Source organism: Streptomyces sp. NPDC001153 (assembly GCF_053598315.1).
This window is the reverse complement of the sequence record NZ_JBSFJZ010000005.1, coordinates 150142-173760: the sequence shown is the minus strand read 5'-3', so window position 1 is coordinate 173760 and position 23619 is coordinate 150142. Positions and strand designations below refer to the sequence as shown.

The 23619-nt window shown below is 72.0% G+C and carries 18 protein-coding genes and 2 pseudogenes; 15 read left to right on the top strand and 5 right to left on the bottom strand.

The genetic code is table 11. The features are described from left to right. Positions 1 to 88: 88 nt before the first annotated feature. The 6 genes from ACWDEN_RS07550 to ACWDEN_RS07525 all read left to right on the top strand — a co-directional run bounded on the left by ACWDEN_RS07550 (position 89) and on the right by ACWDEN_RS07525 (position 7759). A complete protein-coding gene (locus ACWDEN_RS07550; RefSeq protein ID WP_450857848.1) occupies positions 89 to 2131 on the top strand; it encodes a bifunctional aldolase/short-chain dehydrogenase in 2043 nt (680 codons plus the stop codon). Continuing rightward, positions 2128 to 3576, top strand: a complete 1449-nt coding sequence (locus tag ACWDEN_RS07545) for a rhamnulokinase (protein WP_450857846.1) — start codon at positions 2128 to 2130, stop codon at positions 3574 to 3576. Before ACWDEN_RS07550 ends, ACWDEN_RS07545 begins: the two co-directional genes overlap by 4 nt. A gap of 72 nt (positions 3577 to 3648) precedes the next feature. After that, on the top strand, positions 3649 to 4404 hold the full coding sequence (locus ACWDEN_RS07540) for a (Fe-S)-binding protein (protein WP_450857845.1): 756 nt from the start codon (positions 3649 to 3651) through the stop codon (positions 4402 to 4404). Beyond that, the gene (locus tag ACWDEN_RS07535) at positions 4401 to 5879 is read left to right on the top strand and encodes a lactate utilization protein B (RefSeq protein WP_450857843.1); all 1479 of its coding nucleotides are present in this window, start codon (positions 4401 to 4403) and stop codon (positions 5877 to 5879) included. Before ACWDEN_RS07540 ends, ACWDEN_RS07535 begins: the two co-directional genes overlap by 4 nt. Next, positions 5876 to 6517 (top strand): LutC/YkgG family protein, encoded by a 642-nt coding sequence (locus tag ACWDEN_RS07530; protein WP_450857841.1) that lies wholly within the window; start codon positions 5876 to 5878, stop codon positions 6515 to 6517. Before ACWDEN_RS07535 ends, ACWDEN_RS07530 begins: the two co-directional genes overlap by 4 nt. An 87-nt stretch (positions 6518 to 6604) precedes the next feature. Then, complete coding sequence (locus ACWDEN_RS07525) at positions 6605 to 7759, top strand: betaine/proline/choline family ABC transporter ATP-binding protein (RefSeq protein WP_351605620.1); 1155 nt, start codon at positions 6605 to 6607, stop codon at positions 7757 to 7759. 15 nt (positions 7760 to 7774) lie between these two features. Here the strand turns inward: ACWDEN_RS07525 and ACWDEN_RS07520 are convergent, their stop codons facing one another. From ACWDEN_RS07520 to ACWDEN_RS07510, 3 genes are read right to left on the bottom strand one after another with little or no spacing between them, the layout of a single operon-like run. Then, on the bottom strand, positions 7775 to 8710 hold the full coding sequence (locus tag ACWDEN_RS07520; RefSeq protein WP_450857839.1) for an ABC transporter substrate-binding protein: 936 nt from the start codon (positions 8708 to 8710) through the stop codon (positions 7775 to 7777). Next, a complete protein-coding gene (locus tag ACWDEN_RS07515; RefSeq protein WP_450857837.1) occupies positions 8707 to 9378 on the bottom strand; it encodes an ABC transporter permease in 672 nt (223 codons plus the stop codon). The genes ACWDEN_RS07520 and ACWDEN_RS07515 overlap by 4 nt, the downstream gene beginning before the upstream one ends. Then, positions 9375 to 10130 carry an ABC transporter permease gene (locus ACWDEN_RS07510; protein WP_450857835.1) on the bottom strand — a complete coding sequence of 252 codons (756 nt, stop codon included), beginning with the start codon at positions 10128 to 10130 and terminating at the stop codon, positions 9375 to 9377. Before ACWDEN_RS07510 ends, ACWDEN_RS07515 begins: the two co-directional genes overlap by 4 nt. A gap of 194 nt (positions 10131 to 10324) precedes the next feature. On the opposite strand from ACWDEN_RS07510, the gene ACWDEN_RS07505 reads away from it, so the two are divergent. From ACWDEN_RS07505 to ACWDEN_RS07485, 5 genes are all read left to right on the top strand, one after another. Then, positions 10325 to 11182: an AAA family ATPase gene (locus tag ACWDEN_RS07505; protein WP_351605609.1), complete on the top strand. Its 858-nt coding sequence runs from the start codon at positions 10325 to 10327 to the stop codon at positions 11180 to 11182. After that, positions 11179 to 12531, top strand: a complete 1353-nt coding sequence (locus ACWDEN_RS07500; RefSeq protein WP_351605606.1) for a vWA domain-containing protein — start codon at positions 11179 to 11181, stop codon at positions 12529 to 12531. The genes ACWDEN_RS07505 and ACWDEN_RS07500 overlap by 4 nt, the downstream gene beginning before the upstream one ends. 46 nt (positions 12532 to 12577) lie before the next feature. Next, a complete protein-coding gene (locus tag ACWDEN_RS07495) occupies positions 12578 to 13552 on the top strand; it encodes a pyridoxal-phosphate dependent enzyme (RefSeq protein WP_351605603.1) in 975 nt (324 codons plus the stop codon). An 837-nt stretch (positions 13553 to 14389) separates the two neighbouring features. Continuing rightward, positions 14390 to 15094, top strand: coding sequence for an RNA polymerase sigma factor (locus ACWDEN_RS07490; RefSeq protein ID WP_450857832.1), 705 nt, complete (start codon positions 14390 to 14392; stop codon positions 15092 to 15094). Further along, positions 15091 to 15432: a hypothetical protein gene (locus ACWDEN_RS07485; RefSeq protein ID WP_450857830.1), complete on the top strand. Its 342-nt coding sequence runs from the start codon at positions 15091 to 15093 to the stop codon at positions 15430 to 15432. Before ACWDEN_RS07490 ends, ACWDEN_RS07485 begins: the two co-directional genes overlap by 4 nt. A 19-nt stretch (positions 15433 to 15451) precedes the next feature. Here ACWDEN_RS07485 and ACWDEN_RS07480 read toward each other — a convergent pair. Further along, a pseudogene (locus ACWDEN_RS07480) lies at positions 15452 to 15735 on the bottom strand (carboxypeptidase-like regulatory domain-containing protein); the annotation flags it as partial. 134 nt (positions 15736 to 15869) lie between these two features. On the opposite strand from ACWDEN_RS07480, the gene ACWDEN_RS07475 reads away from it, so the two are divergent. Beyond that, on the top strand, positions 15870 to 16835 hold the full coding sequence (locus tag ACWDEN_RS07475) for a pirin family protein (protein WP_450857828.1): 966 nt from the start codon (positions 15870 to 15872) through the stop codon (positions 16833 to 16835). A 626-nt stretch (positions 16836 to 17461) separates the two neighbouring features. On the opposite strand, the gene ACWDEN_RS07470 is transcribed toward ACWDEN_RS07475, so the two are convergent. After that, complete coding sequence (locus ACWDEN_RS07470) at positions 17462 to 19717, bottom strand: RICIN domain-containing protein (RefSeq protein WP_450857826.1); 2256 nt, start codon at positions 19715 to 19717, stop codon at positions 17462 to 17464. A 323-nt stretch (positions 19718 to 20040) separates the two neighbouring features. On the opposite strand from ACWDEN_RS07470, the pseudogene ACWDEN_RS07465 reads away from it, so the two are divergent. From ACWDEN_RS07465 to ACWDEN_RS07455, 3 genes and pseudogenes are all read left to right on the top strand, one after another. After that, positions 20041 to 20449, top strand: a pseudogene (locus ACWDEN_RS07465) (substrate-binding domain-containing protein); the annotation flags it as partial. A gap of 298 nt (positions 20450 to 20747) precedes the next feature. Continuing rightward, the gene (locus ACWDEN_RS07460; RefSeq protein WP_450857824.1) at positions 20748 to 22103 is read left to right on the top strand and encodes a beta-1,3-glucanase family protein; all 1356 of its coding nucleotides are present in this window, start codon (positions 20748 to 20750) and stop codon (positions 22101 to 22103) included. Between the two features lie 408 nt (positions 22104 to 22511). Further along, positions 22512 to 23618, top strand: a complete 1107-nt coding sequence (locus tag ACWDEN_RS07455; protein ID WP_450857822.1) for a lectin — start codon at positions 22512 to 22514, stop codon at positions 23616 to 23618. Position 23619 lies beyond the last annotated feature (1 nt).

Below are 23619 nucleotides of genomic sequence, written 5' to 3'. Positions count from 1 at the left end.
GGGCTCAGGGGCCGTCGTTGCCTGTCGCGCAGTTCCCCGCGCCCCTCAGGGAATCCGCTCACCCTCCTTCGAGAAGTAAGGAATGTCCATGTCCACCACCCGTCCCGAAGCCGCCGCCCTGCTCGCGCGATCCCATCGACTCGGCGCCGATCCCCGTAACACCAACTACGCCGGCGGCAACGCGTCCGCCAAGGGCACCGGCACCGATCCCGTCACGGGCGGAGACGTCGAGCTGATGTGGGTCAAGGGATCGGGCGGGGATCTCGGGACGCTCACCGAAGCAGGGCTCGCCGTGTTGCGGCTGGACCGGCTGCGGGCGCTCGTGGACGTGTACCCGGGGGTCGAGCGCGAGGACGAGATGGTCGCCGCGTTCGACTACTGCCTGCACGGCAAGGGAGGGGCCGCACCCTCCATCGACACCGCGATGCACGGGCTGGTCGACGCCGCCCACGTCGATCATCTGCACCCGGACTCCGGGATCGCGCTCGCCTGCGCGGCCGACGGGGAGAAGCTGACCGCCGAGTGCTTCGGCGACTCGGTGGCATGGGTGCCGTGGCGGCGGCCGGGGTTCCAGCTGGGGCTGGACATCGCGGCGATCAAGGAGGCCAACCCGCAGGCCATCGGCGTGGTGCTGGGCGGGCACGGGATCACCGCGTGGGGAGACACCGCCGAGGAGTGCGAGCGCAACTCGCTGCACATCATCCGCACCGCGGAGGCGTTCCTGGCGGAGCGCGGCAGGGCCGAGCCCTTCGGGCCCGTGATCGAGGGGTACGCGGCCCTCCCCGAGGCCGAGCGCCGGGAGCGGGCCGCCGCGCTCGCGCCGTACGTCCGGGCGCTCGCCTCCCAGGACAGGGCGCAGGTCGGGCACTTCGACGACGGTGACGCCGTACTGGACTTCCTCGCCCGGGCCGGGCATCCCCGGCTGGCCGCTTTGGGCACCTCCTGCCCCGACCACTTCCTGCGCACGAAGGTACGGCCGCTGGTACTGGACCTGCCGCCCACCGCGCCGCTGGAGGAGGCCGTGGCCCGGCTGAAGGGACTTCATGCCGAGTACCGGGAGGAGTACGCCGCCTACTACCAGCGGCACGCCCTGCCCGACTCCCCCGCCATGCGCGGCGCCGACCCGGCCATCGTGCTCGTCCCCGGCGTGGGCATGTTCAGCTTCGGCAAGGACAAGCAGACCGCTCGCGTGGCCGGCGAGTTCTACGTCAACGCCATCCATGTGATGCGCGGCGCGGAGGCGGTGTCGTCGTATGCGCCGATCGAGGAGTCGGAGAAGTTCCGCATCGAGTACTGGGCGCTGGAGGAGGCCAAGCTCCGGCGGATGCCGAAGCCGAAGCCGCTGGCGACCCGGGTGGCGCTGGTGACCGGTGCGGGCAGCGGGATCGGGAAGGCCATCGCGCACCGGCTGGCGGCCGAGGGCGCGTGTGTCGTCGTCGCCGATCTGAACGGCGAGAGCGCCCGGGCCGTGGCCGAGGAACTGGGCGGCCCGGACAGGGCGGTCGCCGTCACCGTCGACGTCACGTCCGAGGAACAGATCGCGGACGCCTTCAAGGCGGCGGTGCTCGCCTTCGGCGGAGTCGACCTGGTCGTCAACAACGCCGGGATCTCCATCTCCAAACCGCTGCTGGAGACCTCGGCACGCGACTGGGACCTCCAGCACGACATCATGGCCCGCGGTTCCTTCCTCGTCTCGCGGGAGGCGGCGCGGGTGATGATCGCGCAGGGGCTGGGCGGTGACATCGTCTACATCGCCTCCAAGAACGCGGTCTTCGCCGGGCCGAACAACATCGCCTACTCCGCGGCCAAGGCCGACCAGGCCCACCAGGTGCGGCTGCTGGCAGCCGAGTTGGGCGAGCACGGCATCCGGGTCAACGGGGTCAACCCGGACGGCGTGGTGCGCGGTTCCGGGATCTTCGCGGGCGGCTGGGGCGCCCGGCGGGCCGCGGTGTACGGGGTGCCGGAGGAGAAGCTGGGCGAGTTCTACGCCCAGCGGACCCTCCTGAAGCGCGAGGTGCTGCCCGAGCACGTGGCGAACGCCGTGTTCGCGCTCACCGGCGGCGACCTGACCCACACCACCGGGCTGCACATCCCGGTCGACGCGGGTGTGGCGGCCGCGTTCCTGCGATGAGCGCCGGTGTGAGGTCGTACGCCGCGGTCGACCTGGGCGCCTCCAGCGGGCGGGTGATGGTCGGCCGGGTCAGCCCGGACTCGCTGGAGCTGAGCGAGGCACACCGGTTCGCCAACCGGCCGGTGCGCCTCGCGGAGGGGCTGCGCTGGGACATGCTCGCGCTGTACGGCGGGGTCCTGGACGGGCTCCGGGCGGCGGGCCGGGTGGACTCCGTCGGCATCGACAGCTGGGCCGTGGACTACGGCCTGCTGGACGCCGACGGGGCCCTGCTGGGCAACCCGGTGCACTATCGCGACGCCCGCACGGCAGGGGTCGCGGAGAAGGTGTGGGCGACCGTGCCGGCCGGGGAGCTGTACGCGGCGACGGGCATCCAGTACGCGCCGTTCAACACCCTGTACCAGCTCGCGGCCGCCCGCTCCACCGCTCAACTCGCCTATGCGGAGCGGCTGTTGCTGATCTCGGACCTGGTGTCGTACTGGCTGACCGGCGAGCAGGGCACCGAGCTGACCAACGCCTCCACGACCCAGCTCGTCGATCCCCGGACGCGGACGTGGTCGTACGACGTCGCCGAGCGGCTCGGTATCGACCTCGGGCTGTTCGCGCCGCTGCGGCAGCCCGGCGATCCGGCCGGACTGCTGCGGCCTGAGGTGCTGGAGGAGACCGGCCTGACCGGCCCGGTGCCGGTGACGGCCGTCGGCTCGCACGACACCGCCTCCGCGGTGGCCGCCGTCCCGGCGACCGGCACGTCCTTCGCCTACATCTGCACCGGCACCTGGTCCCTGGCGGGGCTGGAGCTGACCGCTCCGGTGCTCACCGAGGAGAGCCGGGCCGCCAACTTCACCAACGAGCTGGGGCTCGACGGCACGGTCCGCTATCTGCGCAACATCATGGGGCTGTGGCTGCTCCAGGAGTGCCAACGCGCCTGGGACGGACCGGACCTGGGGCTGCTGTTGCGTGAGGCCGGTACCGTGCCGGCGCTGCGCTCGGTGGTGGACGCCGGGGACGCGGCGTTCCTGGCGCCGGGGCGGATGCCGGAGCGGATCGCCGAGGCGTGCCGGGCGTCCGGGCAGCCGGTGCCGGCGACGCGGGGCGAGGTCACCCGGTGCATCCTGGACTCGCTGGCCCTCGCCCACCGGCGGGCCGTCGAGGACGCCCAGCGGCTGGCCGACCACCCGGTGGACGTGGTGTACGTCGTCGGCGGCGGAACCCGTAACGCGCTGCTGTGCCAGCTGACCGCCGACGCCTGCGGGCTGCCCGTGGTGGCCGGTGCGACGGAGGCGGCGGCCCTGGGCAACGTCCTGGTCCAGGCCCGCGCCCACGGGCTGGTCGGCGACCTGGCCGCGATGCGCGGGCTGCTCACCCGTACGCAGCCGCTGACCCGGTACACGCCCCGCGGCGACCGTGCGCGCTGGCGGGAGGCAGAGGCAAGGCTCGCCACACGGTGAGCGGCGGTCTCCCTTCGCCGGTATTCGCCTACTACCCTGCACTCGTCCGATGACCGATCCCGAGGAGCCGCGATGCGTGTCGCCCTGTTCCTGACCTGTGTCAACGACACGCTCTATCCGGACACCGGCCGTGCCATGGTGAAACTCCTGACCAGACTGGGTGTCGACGTCGACTTCCCGATGGGCCAGAGCTGCTGCGGGCAGGCGCACTACAACACCGGTTACCGCCACGAGGCGGAGCCCCTGGCCCGGCACTTCTCCGATGTCTTCCGCGAGTACGACGCGATCGTCACTCCCTCCGGATCCTGCGGGGCGATGGTGCGGGAGCTGTATCCGCGGATGGGCGAGCGGGCGCGTGCCGAGGGGCGAGGGGACTCGCTGACGCGGACGCTGGCGCCGGTGGTGGCCAGGACGTACGAGTTGACGGAGTTCTTGGTGGACGTGCTGGGCGTGACGGACGTCGGCGCCTCCTACCCGCACACGGTCACCTATCACCCCACCTGCCACGGCCTGCGCTCGCTCGGACTCGGCGACCGGCCGCGCCGGCTCCTGCAGGCCGTCAAGGGGCTGGAGCTGGTCGAGCTGCCCGGTGCCGAGGAGTGCTGCGGTTTCGGGGGCACCTTCGCGTTGAAGAACGCGGAGGTCTCGGCGGCCATGGGCACGGACAAGGTGCGCAACGCCGAGTCGACGGGCGCGGAGGTGCTGTGCGCGGCCGACAACTCGTGTCTGATGCACATCGGCGGCACGATGAGCCGGCTGCGGACGGGCATGCGGCCGGTGCACATCGCGGAGATCCTGGCGAGCACGGAGGAGGAACCGGCGGCATGAGCGGAACGTTCGTCGGCATGCCGGCCTTTCCGAAGGCGGCTCACGACGCCCTGGCCGACGCGAACCTGCGGCGCAATCTGCGGCACGCCACGCACACCATCCGCGCCAAACGGGCCCGCGCGGTGGCCGAGTTGGACGACTGGGCGGCGCTGCGCGAGGCGGGCCGCCGGATCAAGGACCACACGCTGCGCCATCTCGACCGCTATCTGGTGCAGTTGGAGGAGTCGGTCACGGCGGCGGGCGGTACGGTCCACTGGGCCGCGGACGCCGAGGAGGCGAACCGGATCGTCGCCGGGCTGGTGAAGGCGACCGGCGAGTCGGAGGTCGTCAAGGTCAAGTCGATGGCCACGCAGGAGACCGGGCTCAACGAGGCCCTTCTCGAGGAGGGCATCCACGCCTACGAGACCGATCTCGCCGAGCTCATCGTGCAGTTGGGCAAGGACCGGCCCTCGCACATCCTCGTGCCCGCCATCCACCGCAACCGGGGTGAGATCCGGGACATCTTCCGCTCGGAGATGGGCGAGTGGGGCCGGCCCGCTCCCGAGGGTCTGACCGACGCCCCCGCCGAACTCGCCGAGGCCGCCAGGCTGCATCTGCGGGAGAAGTTCCTGCGCGCCAAGGTCGGCATCTCGGGCGCCAACTTCATGGTCGCCGAGACCGGCACGCTCGTCGTCGTCGAGTCCGAGGGCAACGGCCGGATGTGCCTGACGCTCCCCGAGACGCTGATCTCGGTCGTGGGCATCGAGAAGATCGTGCCCACCTGGCGGGACCTGGAGGTCTTCCTGCAGACCCTCCCCCGCTCCTCCACCGCCGAGCGCATGAACCCGTACACGAGCATGTGGACCGGCACCACGGACGGCGACGGGCCCCGGGCCTTCCACCTGGTGCTGCTCGACAACGGCCGCACCGACGCCCTCGCCGACCAGGTCGGCCGCCAGGCCCTGCGCTGCATCCGCTGCTCGGCCTGCCTGAATGTGTGCCCGGTGTACGAGCGGGCCGGCGGCCACGCCTACGGCTCGGTCTATCCGGGCCCGATCGGCGCGATCCTCAGCCCCCAGCTCCGGGGCACGGCGAGCGAGATCGACGCCTCACTGCCGTACGCGTCGAGTCTGTGCGGCGCCTGCTACGAGGTGTGCCCGGTCGCCATCGACATTCCCGAGGTGCTGGTGCATCTGCGGGAGCGGGTCGTGGAGGGCGGTCCGGCGGTCCGGCAGGGCAACAAGGTGATACTGAGACCGGCCAAGGGACACGCGGCCGAGCGGGCGGCCATGCGCGCGGCACGCTGGGCGTTCACCCACCCCGCCGCCCTGCGCTCGGGCCAGCGGCTCGTCTCCCGCACCCGCCGGCTGCACCCCCGTACCCTGCCGGGCCCGGGCAAGGCCTGGAGCGGCACCCGGGACCTGCCGGCCGTGCCCGCGGAACCCTTCCGGGACTGGTGGCAGCGCACGCGCGGTGGAAGGGACGGCGCCAAGTGAGCAGCAGGGAACGGATCCTGGGCCGGGTGCGGCGCGCGCTCGCCGATGTGACGCCGGACGAGCGGCCGTACGAGGAGGCCGTGCCCCGCGACTACCTGCGCGAGCACGGGGCCGGCACGGCCGGGCAGACGGTGGAGCTGCTGGCCGGGAACCTGGCGGACTACCGGGCGATCGTGCACCGCAGCGACGCCGAGGAGCTGCCGGATCTCGTCATGCGGCTGCTGAACGAGCACGGCTCCCGGGAGGTGCTGGTGCCTCCCGGGCTGCCGCCGGAGTGGCTGTCCGCCGCGGACCCGGTGCGGATCCACGACCGGGCGGTGAGCACGCCGCAGCGACTGGACCAGGTGGAGAGCGTGGTGACGGGCTGTGCCGTGGCGATCGCCGAGACGGGCACGATCGTCCTGGACGGCTCCCCCGACCAGGGCCGGCGCCGTATCTCGCTCGTCCCGGACCACCACATCTGTGTCGTCCGGGTACCGGACCAGGTGGTCCGCTCGGTCCCGCAGGCCCTCGAACGCCTCGACCCGGCCCGCCCGTTGACCTGGATCTCCGGCCCGTCGGCGACCAGCGACATCGAGCTGGACCGGGTGGAGGGCGTGCACGGTCCGCGCAAGCTGGAAGTCATCCTGCTCAGCTGACGGACCGGTCACCCGAATGGGTCCGGCCTGCGCCACCCGGCGGACGCCGCCACCGCGCGCCGCGCGCGGCCCCGTTAGCGTGCGGACATGATCCGGTTCGAGCAGGTCACCAAGCGGTATCCGGACGGCACGACGGCGGTGGACGGCCTCTCCTTCGAGGTGGCCGAGGGAGAGCTCGTCACGCTCGTCGGCCCGTCGGGCTGTGGCAAGACGACGACCATGATGATGGTCAACCGGCTGATCGAGCCGACCTCCGGCCGGATCTTCGTCGACGGGGAGGACATCGCCGGCGTCGACCCGGTGCGGCTGCGCCGCCGCATCGGGTACGTCATCCAGCAGGTCGGCCTCTTCCCGCATCGCACCGTCCTGGACAACACCGCCACGGTGCCCGCGCTGCTCGGCTGGAAGCGGGCGACGGCGCGGGCGCGGGCCGCCGAGCTGCTGGACCTGGTGGGGCTCGACCCGAAGACGTACGGGCCGCGCTATCCGGAGCAGCTGTCCGGCGGGCAGCGGCAGCGGGTCGGGGTGGCGCGGGCGCTCGCGGCCGACCCGCCGGTGCTGCTGATGGACGAGCCGTTCGGCGCGGTCGACCCGGTGGTGCGCGAGCAGCTGCAGGACGAGTTCCTGCGGATGCAGGCCGCGGTGCGCAAGACCGTGCTGCTGGTCACGCACGACATCGAGGAGGCGGTGCGGCTCGGTGACCGGATCGCCGTGTACGGGCAGGGCCGGATCGAGCAGTTCGACACGCCCGGCGCGGTGCTCGGGGCGCCCGCGACCCCCTACGTCGCCTCCTTCGTGGGCGCCGACCGGGGGCTGAAGCGGCTGTCGGTCACCGCGATCGAGCCGGACGACCTGTCGCAGCCGCCCGTGGCCCGCCTCGACGAGCCGGCCGAGCGTGCCGTCGAGCGGCTGCGGGCCGAGGGCGCCCGGTGGGCCGTCGTCCTCGACGCGCACGGCGATCTGCACGGCTGGGCGGGCATCGAGGAGCTGGCGGCGGGCGGCACGGTCGGGGAGCTGGCGCACCGGATGACCGCGTGGGTGCCGGTGGGCGCGCCGCTGAAGCAGGCGTTCGGCATGATGCTCCAGTACGACGCCGGGTGGGTCGCGGTACTGGACGGCGCGCGCTTCCTCGGCGTGCTCACCCCGGCGAAGCTGCACGAGGCGCTGCGCCGCTCGGTGGACGCGGATGCGCGGGGCGTGGCGCGGGGGCAGGTGTCGTTCGACTCGGTGGCGGATGCGTGAGACACCTGCCGGGCCTCACTTCAGCAGGCCCTTGTCCTTCAGATAGGCGCGGGCCACGTCGGCGGGCAGCCTGCGCCAGCTGTCCACCTGCTGGTTCATGTCGGCCAAATCGCGTGTGCCGAGGACGTCGTTGAGCTTGCCCAGCGCCTCGGCCACGCCCGCGCTGCCGGCCCGGGAGCGGTTGACCACCGGGACCACGTAGTCGGCGTTCTGCAGGTGTCTGTCGTCGGTGAGCAGGACCAGGCCGAAGGAGTCGAGGGTGGCGTCCGTGGTGGTGGTCAGCACCAGCTGGTCCCGGCCCTCCTGCACGGCCCGTTTGGCCTGTGTGGTGCCGACTCCCTTGGGGTCGACGCCGGTGATGTCGATGCCGTACACCTTCTTCAACCCGGGCGCGCAGTACGGTCGTCGGACGCACTCGTCGCCGGCCGCGATGCGCACCTTCAGTTTCGACGCGCCGAGGTCGCCGAGGGTCCTGAGGCCATGCCGGCGGGCGTAGTCCGCGCGTACCGCGAAGGCGTTCTGGTCGACGGCGCGACCGGGCGGGAGGACGGTGAGGCCGCGGGGTGCGGCGAGCCGGCGCAGGGCGGTCATCGTCTCGCCGAGGTCGGGTGAGCCGACGGGCTCGGCGTTCGCGCCGTGGGTCTTGGCGTTCAGCCAGTCGGCGAAGGTGGCCGCGTACTCGGGCACGACGTCGATCTGGCCGGATTCCAGGGCCGGTTCGTACAGCTCCCGGTTGTTGACGGTGAGCAGGGACGTCCGGTAGCCGGCCTGGTTGAGCAACTGGGCGTAGAGCTGGGCGAGCAGATCGCTCTCGGTGAAGCCGGCCGAGCCGATGGTGAGGTGGTGGCTGTCGCCGGGTGCCGCGGTGACCTGGCCGCGGTTCTCCAGGGAAGGTCCGGTGCCGCAGGCGGTGAGGGAGAGCAGCGTGACGGCGGTGAGCGCTCTTCTCATCGGCCACCCCGCGCCCACCCCGGTGCCAGCCGCTCGGCGATCTCGAAGGCACCCTCGACGACGAGCGCGAACACGGCGACGAGCAGGGCGCCCGCGACCACCTGGGGCGTACTGGCGAGGTTGAAGCCGGCGGTGATGATCCGGCCGAGGCCGCCGCCGCCCGCGAGCGCGGCGATGGTGGCGGTGGCGACGAGCTGGACGGCGGCGATCCGCACCCCGTTCAGGACCATCGGCAGCGCGAGGGGCAGCTCCACCCGCAGCAGCATCTGCCGTCCGGTCATCCCCATGCCCCGGGCCGCCCGTACGACGCCGCGGTCGACCTCGCGCATGCCGACGTAGGCGTTGGTGAGCAGGGGCGGCACGGCGAACAGCACCAGGGCCACCACCGTGGGCCCCTCGCCCCACCGGCCGACCGGGGTGAGCAGCAGCAGGACCAGGACGGCGAACGTGGGCACGGCCCGGCCGACGTTGGAGATGTTGACGGCGAGCGCGCCACCCTTGCCGAGGTGGCCGAGGACCAGGGCGACGGGCAGCGCGATCACACAGCTCAGGAACAGGCAGACGCCGGTGAGCACCAGGTGCTGGAGCAGCCGGTGCCCGACGCCGTCGTCGCCCGACCAGTGCGCGGGGTCGGTGAGCCAGTGCCAGGTCTGGGTGAGCGTGCTCATGCACGGCCCGCCTCGGTCCGGGACGCGTTCTCCGCTCGCGAGACCTCGGGCCGCCCTCGCCCGGCGGGCACCCGTGCGCGGCCCGCCCTGCTCCACGGTGTGATCAGCCACTGCACGCCCAGCAGGAGCAGGTCGGCGCCGACGGCGATCAGCACGCAGAGCACGGACGCGGTGAGCACCTGGGCCTTGAAGTAGGTGTTCATGCCCGCGTAGATGAGGTTGCCGAGCCCGCCGAAACCGACGATCGCGCCGACCGTGACCAGGGAGACCGCCGAGACGGTGGCGATGCGCAGGCCGGCCATCGCGGCGGGCAGGGCGAGGGGCAGTTCCACGGTGAGCAGCAGGCGGACGGGGCCGTAGCCGAGGCCGCGCGCGGCCTGCCGGGTCTCCTCGGGGACGGCGCGCAGGCCCACGAGGATGTTCCGGACGAGCAGGGTCAGCGAGTACAGCACGAGCCCGGCGACGACGAGGGTGGCCGACAGGCCGTACAAGGGCAGGAGCAGGGAGAACATGGCCAGCGACGGGATCGTGTAGAGGACCGTCGTCAGGGCGAGCACCGGCCCGGCCGTCCAGGCCCAGCGGCGGGCCGACACCGCGAGCGGAAGGGCGACGGCCAGGCCGATGAGGACCGACAGGACGGTCAGCTGGAGGTGCTGCTCGACCGCGTCGAGGAGGATCTGGCGGCGGGTGCTCAGATAGGCGCCGCAGATCCATTCGTTGCGCGCGAGGCAGTCGTCCGGGGGCGCGGTCACGGTTTCATTGGACCGGGTGGACGAAGGGGACGGCACGTCGGGCTGGCCCGTACGGGGTGCTCCGCGGCACGGCGGACAGCAGCCGGTGCCCCGGCCCTCTCCGCCGCATCCACGTGACAGCGGCGGTGAACAAGCGCTTAGATAGGAGCTGAGACAGGAGTCCGTACACCACTCCCGACCTGCCGGAGGCCCCGTTGTTCACGTCCGTCGACGACGTCTCCGCCCGCCTCGCCGAGACCGGCTACCTCGCCTCGCCCGCCGTCGCCACGACCGTCTTCCTCGCCGACCGGCTCGGCAAGCCGCTGCTGGTGGAGGGCCCCGCCGGGGTCGGCAAGACCGAGCTGGCCAAGGCCGTCGCCCAGGTGGCCGGGGCCCGGCTGGTCCGGCTGCAGTGCTACGAGGGCGTGGACGAGTCTCGCGCACTGTACGAGTGGAACCACGCCAAGCAGCTGCTGCGGATCAGCGCGGGCCGCGACGAGAGCTGGGACGAGACCCGCACCGACATCTTCAGCGAGGAGTTCCTGCTGCCCCGCCCGCTGCTGACCGCCATCCGCGGTGACGAGCCGACGGTGCTGCTGATCGACGAGACCGACAAGGCCGACGTCGAGATGGAGGGGCTGCTGCTGGAGGTGCTCAGCGACTTCCAGATCACCGTCCCGGAGCTGGGCACGGTCGCCGCGACCCGGCGCCCGTTCGTCGTGCTCACCTCCAACGCCGGTCGGGAGCTGTCCGAGGCGCTGCGCCGGCGCTGTCTGTTCCTGCACATCGGCTTCCCCGAGGAGGAGCTGGAGCGGCGGATCGTACGGCTGAAGGTGCCGGGCCTCGACGCGGCGCTGGCCGAGTCGGTGGTCCGCGTGGTCGGGGCGCTGCGCGCGATGGACCTGCGCAAGGTGCCGTCCGTCGCGGAGACCATCGACTGGGCGCGCACCCTGCTGGCGCTGGGCGCCGACACCCTGGACGAGACGGTCGTACGGGACAGCCTCGGGGTGATCCTCAAGCATCAGGACGACATCCAGAAGGCGGCGGCGAAGCTCGACCTGGACGCGCTGTGACCGCGGTCGCCGAGCGGATCACCGGGCTGGTCGGGGCGCTGCGCGCACACGGCGTGCGGATCGGCACCGGCGAGACGGTGGACGCGGCCCGCGCGATGGAGGCCCTGGGCCTCACGGACCGGGAGCTGCTGCGCGAGGGGCTGGCCGCGACGCTGCTGCACGGCCCCGGACAACGGGCGGTGTTCGACCCGGTCTTCGACCTGTACTTCCCGCGCGGGGTCGGCGGCCCGGACGGAGAGTCCGGGGACCGCGAGGCACTGCGCGACCGGCTGGCTGAGGCCCTGGCGGCCGACGACCGCGCGTTGATGGCCCGGTTGGCGGTGGACGCGGTCGACGCCCTCGGCGGCTACGGCAGTTCACCCGGCTCGGACGGCTGGTCGGCGTACCAGACGCTGGACCGGCTGCGCCCGCAGACCCTGCTGGCCCGGGTACGGACGGACGTCCGGGGCCGGGACGGCAGCGGTTCCGGTTTCGCGGACCGGCTGCTGGACGACGAGATCCGGCGCCGTATCGAGGCGTTCCGGCGGATGGTGGGAGCGGAGGCGCGGCGCAGGGTCGCCGAGCGGCGCGGGCGGGACGAGATCGCCCGGCGCGGTGTCGTACCGACCGCGGACCGGGTGGACTTCCTGTACGCGAACCGGGACCAACTGGCAGAGCTGCGCAGGGCGGTGCAGCCGCTCGCGCGCAAGCTGGCCACCCGGCTCGCCGCGCGCCGCCGCCGGGCCGCACGCGGCACCGTCGACCTGCGCCGCACCCTGCGCTCCTCGCTCTCCACGGGCGGGGTGCCGATGCGGCCGGTGCTGCGCCGACGCCGCCCCGTGCGCCCCGAACTGGTGCTGCTGTGCGACGTGTCCGGCTCGGTGTCCGGCTTCTCCGACTTCACGATGCTGCTGGTGCAGGCACTGCACGACCAGTTCAGCAAGGTCCGCGTGTTCGCCTTCGTCAACCGGCTCGACGAGGTGACCGGCCTGCTCGACCACGGCCGCGCCGACCCCGACGGGCTCGGCGCCCGCATCCACGCCGAGGCCACGCTCACCGGCTGGCACGGCAGCAGCGACTACGGCATGGCACTGGGCGAGTTCGCCGCGCGGTACGGCGGCGCGGTGGGCCCGCGCACGACCGTGTTCGTCCTCGGGGACGCCCGGACGAACATGAGCGACCCGAACCTGGCCGCCGTACGGGAGGTCGCCGGGCGGGCCCGCCGCGTGTACTGGCTGAACCCGGAGCCACGGGACCGGTGGGGCACCGGCGACTCCGCCGCGCCCGCGTACGCCGAGCTGGTCGAGATGCACGAGTGCCGTACGGCCCGTCAGCTCAGCGCGCTGATCGCCCGGCTGCTGCCGGTGTGATCGACTGGTCCCGAACGACCACGACCGGCATCGAAGGACGTACGCGATGAGCCACTCCCCCGTAGCGCTCGGCACCTTCCCCACCCCCGTCGAACCGGCGCCCCGGCTCGCCGCGGCGCTCGGGCTCGGACCCGGGGACCTGTGGATCAAGCGGGACGACCTGACCGGTCTGGGCGGCGGCGGCAACAAGATCCGCAAACTGGAGTGGACGGTGGGCGCGGCGCTCGCCGAGGGCGCGGACACCCTCGTGACCACGGGCGCCCCGCAGAGCAACCACGCCCGGCTGACCGCCGCCGCGGCCGCCCGGCTGGGCCTGTCCGCCGTCCTCGTGCTGCGCGGCGCGCCGGGCGCCTCCCGGTCCGGGAACCTCGCCCTGGACGGGCTGTTCGGGGCGCGGATCGCGTGGGCGGGCGAGGTGGACCAGGCCGGGCTGGACGCCGCGGCGGCCGAGGTGTGCGCGCGGCTGCGGGCGGACGGTGCCCGGCCCGCGCTGATCCCGTTCGGCGGGTCGGGGGTGCCGGGCGCCCGGGGCTATGTGCGCTGCGGCGAGGAGCTGGACGAGCAGGTGCCCCAGCTGCGCACGGTGGTGGTCCCGCTCGGTTCGGGCGGCACCATGGCCGGCCTGGTCGCGGCCCTGGGCACCGGTTCGGTGCTCGGCGTCGACGTGGGCGCGCTGGCCGACCCGGCCACGGCCGTCGCCGAGTTCGCGGCACCGCTCTCGACCGAGGAGATCACCCCGGAGGGGCTGCGGGTGCGCCGGGACCAGGTGGGCAGCGGGTACGCGACGCTGACCGAGCCGGTGACACGGGCGCTCCGGCTCGCCGCCCGCACCGAGGGCCTGGTCCTCGACCCCATTTACACGGGCCGGGCCCTGGCCGGACTCCGGGCGGCCGTCCGCGACGGAGACGTCCGGCCGGGCGAGAAGACGGTGTTCGTCCACACCGGCGGCCTGCCCGGCCTGTTCGGCCACCCGGACGCGGTCGCCTTCGCGGAGGAGGGGGCGACGGTTTTCGACGGGTGACGGCGGAGGACGGTGACCGCGCTTCAAGGGGCCGTGGCGGGGCTGGTGGCGGGGCTGGTGGCGGCGCCCGGAGGGCTGACCGCGCGTGGCGCCGGCGACCGCGCGTCGAGGACTGACGGGGCATAGGGGGCTGACGGACCGAGTACGACTCCGGCCGCTGACACGCCGACCGGGCCGCACGGTGTGCGACCCGCTCCTGCGGAAAATTGGCCGGTCGTCACCTGCAACCTCGGCCGGGGTCGGACGTCTGTCGGGGTGGAGGCCTCCACTTCGACCACAAGTCCGACCCCGAACGACCGAAGGAACCCATGTCCGCACACCGTGCATCCAGGCCCAGCCGTGCCCGCAGGCTGAAGGCCGCCCTGGGGGTTTCCGCCGTAGGCGCGGCCCTGGCCGTCGCCGGCACCATGACCGCCCAGGCGGCCCAGGACGGCAGCCACGCGACCCCGTCCCCGGTGCCGTCGCCGGTCCGCACCGCCACGCCGTCCCCCGTGCCCTCGCCGGTCCACACCGCCACTCCGTCGCCGGTACCGTCACCGATCCGTACGGTGACTCCGACGCCCGCACCGGCCACACCCACCCCCGTGCCCGCACCCACGGACGCCGCCCCCAGCCCCGTACCCTCGCCTCCCGCCCGAGCCACCCCCAGCCCCGTACCCTCGCCTCCCGCCCGAGCCACCCCCAGCCCCGTGCCGTCACCGGCGCGGACCGGACATGGTCCGCACCACGGCGTCGCCACACCGGCGCCGGTTCCGCAGCACCGCTGAGCAGCAGCACCTAGGCAGGGCCGGGAGCGGGCGTCCCTCGGTGGCGCCCGCTCCCGGCTCCGGGAGATCCATGACGACAGCCACACCACCGGCGGCTGCCCTGCGCTGGGCGCGCGGCATCCCGCGACGCCCCACGCCCTGGCGGCGGTTCACGCAGGCACCGCGCACCCGCGCAGGCGCTCGCCTCCTCCCCCGCGCCCGTACGGACACGCCCACCGATCCGGCTCCCGGTACGGGCGCCACGCACACGGGAGCGCTCCGGGCGGTCCCTCTCTCCGGTGCCGAACAGCCGCCGGGCATCGAGGAGTTGTATCACCACCGCCGGCTCGCCCTGGTCCGGCTCGCGGTGCTGCTGGTGGACGATCTGCCCACCGCCGAGGACGTCGTGCAGGACGCCTTCACCGCGCTGTTCCGCCGCCACGGTCACCGGCTCGCCTCGCTCGACGACCCGGAGGCGTATCTGAGGACCAGCGTGGTCAACGCGGCCCGCTCGGTGCTGCGCCGGCGCAGGACCGTACGGGCGCACACCCCGGCCCCCGAGCAGCACGCCCCCGCCCCGGAGGAGGACGTGCTGCTGCACGAGGACCACCGGGAGGTACTGGCGGCGCTGCGCACGCTGACCCGGCGGCAGCGGGAGGTGCTGGTGCTGCGCTACTGGTCGCATCTGAGCGAGGCCGAGATCGCGGCGACGCTCGGCCTGTCGCGGGGTGCCGTCAAGTCCACGGCCAGCCGGGCCCTGGACGCCCTCGGCCGACGTCTGGAGGGGCTGCGATGACCGAGTCCGGTACCGGGACCGCGCCGACGCCGGTCGAGGAGCGGCTGCGGGCCGCGCTGGCCGCGCGGGCGCGTTCCGTCGGCCCCGCCGACCTGCGGCCGTTGCTGCCGCCGACGGCGGTGGAGCGGCCCCGCCGGGTGCTGCTGCGCCGGACGGTGGTGGGCGCGCTGGCGCTGGCCGCCGTGGCCGCGCTGGTGTTCTTCTCGGTGCGCGGCGGTCCGTCCCGCCCGACCGAGCCGGCCCGCCCTCCACGCCCGGCGACCGGCACACCGTCCCCGGTCCCGAGTACGGTCACCCCCTCCACGGCCGAGCCGTCGCCGAGCGCGCCGCACCCATGAGCTGACGAGCCCCCGACCACGCCCCGCGGTGTCCGAGTCCGATGTCGTGGTTCTCGACATCCGGGCCGGCGACGGTCACTCCGGCGGCCCGGGGCGGGCCGCGATCAGCGTGAACGGGCCGCCGTCCAGGTCGGAGAAGGCGTACGCCCCGTCGTAGCCGGTAGTGGTCGTCGCGACGACGTCGCCCGCGGCGTCCAGCAGGGTCACCCGGGCGTCGCCGAGCGGCCGGCCCGCCCCGGGCACGGTACCGCGCACATGGGCGCCCGGCCGCAGTTCGGCCTCGACGCGGGTGACGCCGGTGCCGTCGAATCGGGCCTCTTTCGGGACGACACGGTCTGCGTGCCGCTCCCTGATGTAAGTCGTTGATTGACGTAACCAAGGAAAATGCGCGTTTCCGCACTCACCGGTACGACGCCCGCCCCGCTAAGTTGGGCGCCATGAGCAATCTTGACCGCGCGCCCCTGCCCAGCGTCTGCGGCGGCCGCGGATTCGTCGTGGCCGAGCCCGTCCGCGAACTGCTGAGCCCCCGTCACGTGAGGCTGGGCGAGTCGACCGAGGTGCGCCGGCTGCTGCCGAACCTCGGCCGTCGCATGATCGGCGCGTGGGCCTTCGTCGACCACTACGGGCCGGACGACATCGCCGACGAGCCCGGCATGCAGGTCCCGCCGCATCCGCACATCGGGCTGCAGACGGTCAGCTGGCTGCACGAGGGCGAGGTGCTGCACCGCGATTCGACGGGCAGCCTGCAGACGATCCGGCCCGGACAGCTCGGCCTGATGACCTCGGGACACGGGATCAGCCACTCCGAGGAGAGCCCGCGCCCGCACGCCCGTTTCCTGCACGGCGCCCAGCTGTGGGTCGCGCTGCCCGACGAACACCGCCACACCGAGCCGGAGTTCGAGCACCACCCGGACCTGCCCACGGTCACCGCGCCGGGCCTGACCGCCACGGTGATCCTCGGCGACCTCGACGGCTCCGCCTCGCCCGGTACGACGTACACCCCGATCATCGGCGCCGACCTCGCCCTCACCCGGGGCGCAGACATCCGCCTGCCCCTGGAGCCCGACTTCGAGTACGGCGTCCTGGCCATGTCCGGCGAGGTCCACGTGGACGGCGTACCGGTGCTCCCCGGTTCGATGCTCTACCTCGGCTGCGGCCGCTCCGAACTCCCGCTGCGCGCCGAGTCGGACGCCGGAATCATGCTGCTGGGCGGCGAGCCGTTCGCGGAGGAGCTGATCATGTGGTGGAACTTCGTCGGACGCACCCAGGACGATATCAAACAGGCCCGGGAGGAGTGGATGAGCGGGTCGAGATTTGGGGAAGTGAAGGGGTACGAAGGGGATCCGTTGCCTGCGCCGGAGCTGCCGCCGGTGCCGCTGAAGGCACGGGGTCGGGTGCGCTGAGCTGGGACTGTTCAGCGCGGCACGCACATAGACCAGGGAGGGAAGGTGCACCCTGCTCAGTTCGCACAGCCCCCTGAGCAAACCCCCTTCAGACCACCCGCTCCCCTCCATCTCGAAGTGCATGCTCCGCCGGCCGTGGTCAGCTTCGGTCGGACCGATGCCGACCCAATGCTGACTTTACTGACAGGCAATCAGGTTACTCTCGGGAGTCCGCTCACCCTTCCCGCGCCCCCACTCACCTCCGCGTTCAGCTGATCGTGAAATGCCGCTTTGAAGATGCGCGGTGGCATCTGGTGCCCGGCTGGGTGCGGGCGCCGCGCACGATGTCGCCACCGGCTGCGACGGGATCGCGGCTGTTGCTCAGTGTCAGGGCGCAAGGACGCGGTAGGCCCTGGCGACCGAGGGGCGTTGCTCTGGTTCTTGCCCCGAGGTGCTGACGCCCTTCTGGGCGACCGCCTGTGAACCGGCCGAGGGGAGCCTGTAGCCGCCCTGCGTGTCCGGCGCCCGTGCCACCTCGACACGGGCACCGGACCGGTCTCCTTGTCCGGCCGGTCTGCCCGGCCCACGTCACCCGCGGAGGGCACGGACAAGTTGCACCCTGTGTACCGTCGGGTCCGTTGCCGGACTTACGGATAGCTCACCAGGTACGCCACGTTGCTGCTGGGGGTTACCTGGTTGCCGGTGTTGTCGATGATGTGGTTGATGGTGCCGTCTCCACCCAGGACCGTGGTGACCATGCTGTGGAACTTCACCGCTGACGTGGTGGGCACCTCGATGGCGTGGCCGAGGACGACGGAGGGGTTGTCGCGGAGGTAGGCGTAGACACCCACACCCCATGCCTCGTGGGAGGTGACCGAGTTGGCGACCTTGTAGGAGGCGTAGCCGAGGTCGCCTCCGCTGGTGGTCCAGCTGGACTGGTCGGGGACGTCGTAGGGGGTCTCGCTCTGGTAGAAGTACGTGCGGCCGCCGTTGCCGTTCCAGGTGGTCTGGTACTTCTGGTAGTGCTCGACCGCCAGGCCGTACATGGTGACGTTGTTGCCGTTGACGATCAGTCCGTTGGCGGCCGGGTTGGTCGTCCAGCCGACGCCGTTGGTGTGGTCCGCGCGCCACAGCCAGAGGTCGTCGCCGATGACGTCGTTGCTGTTGATCACCAGTGTCTGGGTGGCCTTGCCGGCGATGTCGCCGCCGATGCGGAAGAACACGTCGTGCAGCACGATCGGGTCGGCGGTGTGACTGGCAGTCGAGCCGGTCGGGCCGACCTGCATGAGGGTGTTGGAGTTGGTGGTGTTCGCGCTGATGAGCAGCCCGGCGATGTCTATGCCGTCGGCGTCGGCGGTGGTGATCGCGGTGACGCCGTTGTCCGGTACGAGGGTGGCCAGGCCCAGGCCGAGGACGACGGTGTCGGGGCGGGTGATGTTGAGCGGGGCGGACAGGTGGTAGACGCCCGGGGTGACGATCAGGTTCTGGCCCGCGGCGAGCGCGTTGTTGATCGTCGTGGCGGTGTCACCGGGCTTGACGATGTAGAACTGGCTGATCGGCAGCGAGGTGCCCGGGGCGCTGCCGTTCGTCCAGTCGGGGCCCTGCACATTGGTGCGCACCGAGGGGACGAACACCTGCCAGTTGCCTGAGCCGTCGACGTAGAGGAACGGCTTCTCGCGCATCACGGGGCTCTGGGCGACGGTGGTGTACTGCGGATTGGGGAAGCTGGTCGCGGGGGCCCCGGTGTCGCCGACGAAGACCATGTTCCAGTTGTGCCCGGTCCAGCCGCCGTTCATGGCGGTGTCCTGGGTGAGGAACTGCTGCTGGGTACCGGAGTTGATCTGGCCGGAGACGCGGGAGTCGCCGATGTAGCCGCCGCTGGACCAGTTGGTGCTGGTGCCGTGGGTGTCGTCCCACAGCTTCATGCTGCCGTGCACGTCCATGCGCCGGAACGGGTCGGCCTGCGAGACGGCCCACATGGTGCTGCCCGAACTGGGGCTCACCGACATGTTCTCCGCGTCGCGCCAGAAGTTCTGGGTGGCGTTGCCGTCGCTGGTGTGCCCCTCGACGTGCACGCCTCCGCCGGTGATGGACACCTGGTCCGGTGACAGGCCGAGTCCGGCGACCTGGGTGTAGTAGCCGACGGGTATGTCGACGTTGTAGGTGCCGGGGGTGAACAGCAGGGCGTTGCGCTGGGTGCCGAACTCGTTGTTCTGCTGGGTGCTGTAGACCTGGTTGATCTTCGACTGGATGGTGGACGTCGGCATCGACGGATCGAACACCGTGACGTTGGGGCCGAAGTCCGGGGTGCCGGCCGGCGGGGTGATGCCGGCGGAGAGCGAGAAGGACTGGGCGGCGGTGCCGTTGCAGGTGTATTGCTGCAGTTGGACGCTGTCGGCGGTGGACGCCGACGGCACGTCGAGGCACTTGCCGCTGTTGCGGTTGACGAAGTGGTACGTGCCGGAGGCCTCGGCGACGGGCAGCCACTGCTGGTTGGCGCCGCCGCCGTAGAGCCACAGCTGGGTCAGCGCGCCGTCGGCGGTGGAGACGCCGGTCTCGTCCCAGACCTGGTCCGGCGCTGAGGCCACGCCGATCCGGTAGTAGCCGCTGTCGGTCGGGGTGAACTGCCAGGACTGCGCTCCGGTGCCGTTGCAGGCGTACTGCTGCACGGCTGTGCCGTTGCCGGTGGCACCGCCGCTCGCGTCGACGCACTTGCCGCTGCCTGCGTTGACGACGGCGGTGGGAGCGGTGGGGATGCTCGCGGCGGCGGCACTCGGGGCGGACGCCAGCGCGATACCGGCGGCGGCCGGCAGCAGGAAGGCTGTCGTGAGGGCGGCCGTGCGTCTGCGCCGGCGGGGTGCGCGGACGCGCGCGGCGGGAACGGCGGCAGGAACGTCAGTCACACGTGTCTCCTCGGTCGCGATGTGGGGGCGCGATGCGGATCGGACGCTAGGGGCAGCCCGCCCGGCCGTCAATACATCAAAATATAAGGCGTGAATTATCTTGGTCATCGGCGGGTGCGGTGAGGGCCGTCCAGGGAGGTGTGGTCCGCCGCGTCCCGTGGCTGGGCCGATCAGGGGCAGTGTCGGATCGGCCCTCTTGGGGCGAGGCGCAGAACCGGGGATCGTCGTGCACGGGTACGCCGAGGCGCGACGGAGTCCTTCGCGGACACCCCGGCCGCTGCCCGCACCCTCGGCACCCTGCTCGACGCGGGCCTCGGCCATGCGGCCCCTTGGACGTAGCGGCGAGCCGGGAACACCTGGCCGGGTTTCGCGACACGCTCGCCCGTCACGGCCGCCCGTACGTCCCACTCGCCGAGGGCGGCTTGACCCTCGACAGCGGTATCGCGGCCATGTCGGACTGCTGGACCGCCGCCCGGACACGGACGGCGTGTTCGCAGCCAACGACCTCATGGCCCACGGCGCCTGCCAAGTGCTGCGCCGGCGCAGCTGCCGGGTGCCCGAGGACGTGACCGTCGTCGGCTTCGACGACTCCGGTATCGTCATCACCCGCCGTCCTCGACTGACCACGTCCGCCAGCCGGTTGAGGAGAGGGCGGCGGAGCTGACCCGCTTGCTCGACGAGCACACCCACCGCGCACTCACAGACGCGGCGCCGGTCGTCTCCGAGCCCTGACTTGTGGGTCGCGAGTCGGCATGACGGCGCGGTCAGGTCCGTACCGGATGCGTCAAGGGATGTAAGCAGAGCCCGGCTTGGGGCTGATCGGGCGATCGGAAGCCGAATGCGCCGGACGCGCCACACGCGACACCGGTGGCGAGATCAGTGCCGTGTCGTCGACAGAGCCGCAAACCCGACTGATTTCGGCTTCAGTTGTTGACGGCTGACACCGGTAGGACTACAACCCGAGAGAGCGCTCTCATGTCTGCTGTCGCTCCATCCCCACGCATGCCGGACCGGCTTGAGGAGACCCCACATGCAGAGTTCCGCCGGCGCACCCACCCACAGACCGCCGGTCGGCGCCGCACGCCCACGCGCGGCCCTCGGCCTGGTCGTCGTCCTGATCGCCGCCTGCTTCGCAGTCCTGGCACCGACGCCCGCGCGCGCCGCCGACCAGTTACTGTCCCAGGGCAGGCCCGCCACCGCCTCCTCGACCGAGAACGGCTCCTTCCCCGCAAGCGCGGCGGTCGACGGCAACACAGGCACCCGCTGGTCCTCGGCCTTCTCCGACCCGCAATGGCTGCGGGTCGACCTCGGATCCGTCCAGCAGCTCAGCCGTGTCACCCTGAACTGGGAGGCCGCCTACGCGACCGCCTTCCAGATCCAGACCTCCACCGACGCCGGCACCTGGACCACCGTCTACTCCACCACCACCGCCACCGGCGGAACGCAGGACATCGCCATCTCCGGCAGTGGCCGCTACGTCCGCCTCCACGGCACCGCGCGGGGCACCCCGTACGGCTACTCCCTGTGGGAGTTCCAGGTCTACGGCCCCGGCGGCACTACCCCGCCGGACGACTTCTGGGGCAGCACCAGCGACATCCCCCCGGCGAGCAACGCCGTCGAGGTGAAGATCCTCAACCGCACCAACGGCAAGTACCCCGACAGCCAGGTGTACTGGAGCTTCAACGGGCAGGTGCACTCCATCGCCGAGCAGCCCTACCTCGACATGCCGGCCAACTCCGCGGGCCGCATGTACTTCTACCTCGGTTCACCCAACAGCCCGTACTACGACTTCATCGAGTTCACCGTCGGCAACAATGTCTTCAACGGCAACACCACCCGGGTCGACGCCTTCGGCCTCAAGCTGGCCATGCGCCTGCACAGCAAGGACGGTTACGACGTCGAGGTCGGCGAGAACCGGCAGACCTTCGCCGAGGACCGCTCCACCACCTTCCAACGCTTCACCGACGCCGTTCCGGACCAGTTCAAAGTGCTGGCCCAGGCCCAGGCCCCGTACCGGATCATCGCGCCCGGCAGCGACGCCAGTTTCCGCGCGGGCGGCGCCAACGCGAACTACTTCACCGCCTACGCCCAGTCAGTGGGCGTGAACGCGGCCACCTCCGACATCTTCGGCTGCGCCGCCTCGCTGGCGGGCAACCCCGACATGTGTGCCGCCCTCAACCGCCACGTCGCCACCCTGCCGGCCTCCCAGCAGTCCGACCCGGCCCAGTTCTACAAGGCGGCACCAGCCAACTACTACGCCAAGTTCTGGCACGACAACGCCATCAACCACCTCGCCTACGGCTTCCCCTACGACGACGTGGCGGGCCAGTCCTCCTTCATCTCCCACGCCGATCCGCAATGGCTCCTGGTCGCCGTCGGCTGGTAGCCGATCCGGTGGCACGGACACCGAACGCATGCTGATCCCCTGACTGGCGGGTCCGGCGGGTCGCACGACCCCGCCGGACCCGACGGCCCCGTATCCGTCGCCCCCGCATGCCCCGTTCCCCGGACGGAGGGCACAACGTGGGACCACCCAGCACACCGATCACACCGGATCGCCCGACAACCGCCCGAGTCGCAGAGGCTTCCGCGCTCTCGGCGCCACCGTCGGCGCGACCGCGGCTCTTGGCCGTCTGCCTGCCAACTACCTTTTCACTAGGCTTACTTCACTACTTGACGAAAGCGGTCACCCCCCTTTAGGTTCTCGGGTCAGCCACGCGTTGTACGACGCCTCCCTCCGTTCACGAGGTGAGGCGTCGGCCGCCACCCCCATGTGAAAGGCCACCCCCCTCTCATGGCCCGATCCCTTTCCACAGCCGCCCTCACCGCCGCACTGGGTCTCTCCGCGTGCCTGCTCACCGCCTCCCCCGCCCAGGCCGCCACCGGCGCCATCACCGGGCTCGCCGGCAAGTGCCTCGACGTCGCCGGCGCCAACTCGGCCGACGGCACGCCCGTCCAGCTCTACGACTGCAACGGCACGAACGCCCAGCAGTGGACGGTCGGCACCGACGGCACCATCCGCGCCCTCGGCAAGTGCCTGGACGTGACCGGCGATTCGACCGCCGACGGCGCCAAGGTACAGCTGTGGAGCTGTACCGGCGGCGCCAACCAGAAGTGGACCGCCACCGCCGCCCACGACATCGTCAACCCCCAGGCGAACAAATGCCTGGACGTCACCGGCAACAACTCCGCCAACGGCACCCGGACACAGATCTGGAGCTGCAGCGGCGGCGCCAACCAGAAGTGGAACGCACCCGCGAGCGGCGGCGACAGCACTCCGTCCGGCTTCGTGGTGAGCGAGGCGCAGTTCAACCAGATGTTCCCGAACCGGAACTCCTTCTACACCTACAGCGGACTCACCGCGGCCCTCAGCGCCTACCCGGCCTTCGCGAACACCGGCAGCGACACGGTCAGGAAGCAGGAGGCCGCCGCCTTCCTCGCCAACGTCAGCCACGAGACCGGCGGACTGGTCTATGTCGTCGAGCAGAACACCGCCAACTACCCCACCTACTGCGACTGGAGCCGGCCGTACGGCTGCCCCGCCGGACAGGCCGCCTACTACGGCCGCGGACCGCTCCAGCTGAGCTGGAACTTCAACTACAAGGCGGCGGGTGACGCGCTCGGCATCGACCTGCTCAACAACCCCTGGCAGGTGGAGAACAACGCCTCCGTCGCCTGGAAGACCGGCCTGTGGTACTGGAACACCCAATCGGGACCAGGCAGCATGACCCCGCACAACGCCATGGTCAACAGCGCCGGATTCGGCCAGACCATCCGCAGCATCAACGGCTCCCTCGAATGCGACGGCAAGAACCCGGCCCAGGTGCAGAGCCGCGTGGACGCCTACCAGCGCTTCACACAGATCCTCGGGGTCTCACCGGGCAGCAACCTGTACTGCTGAC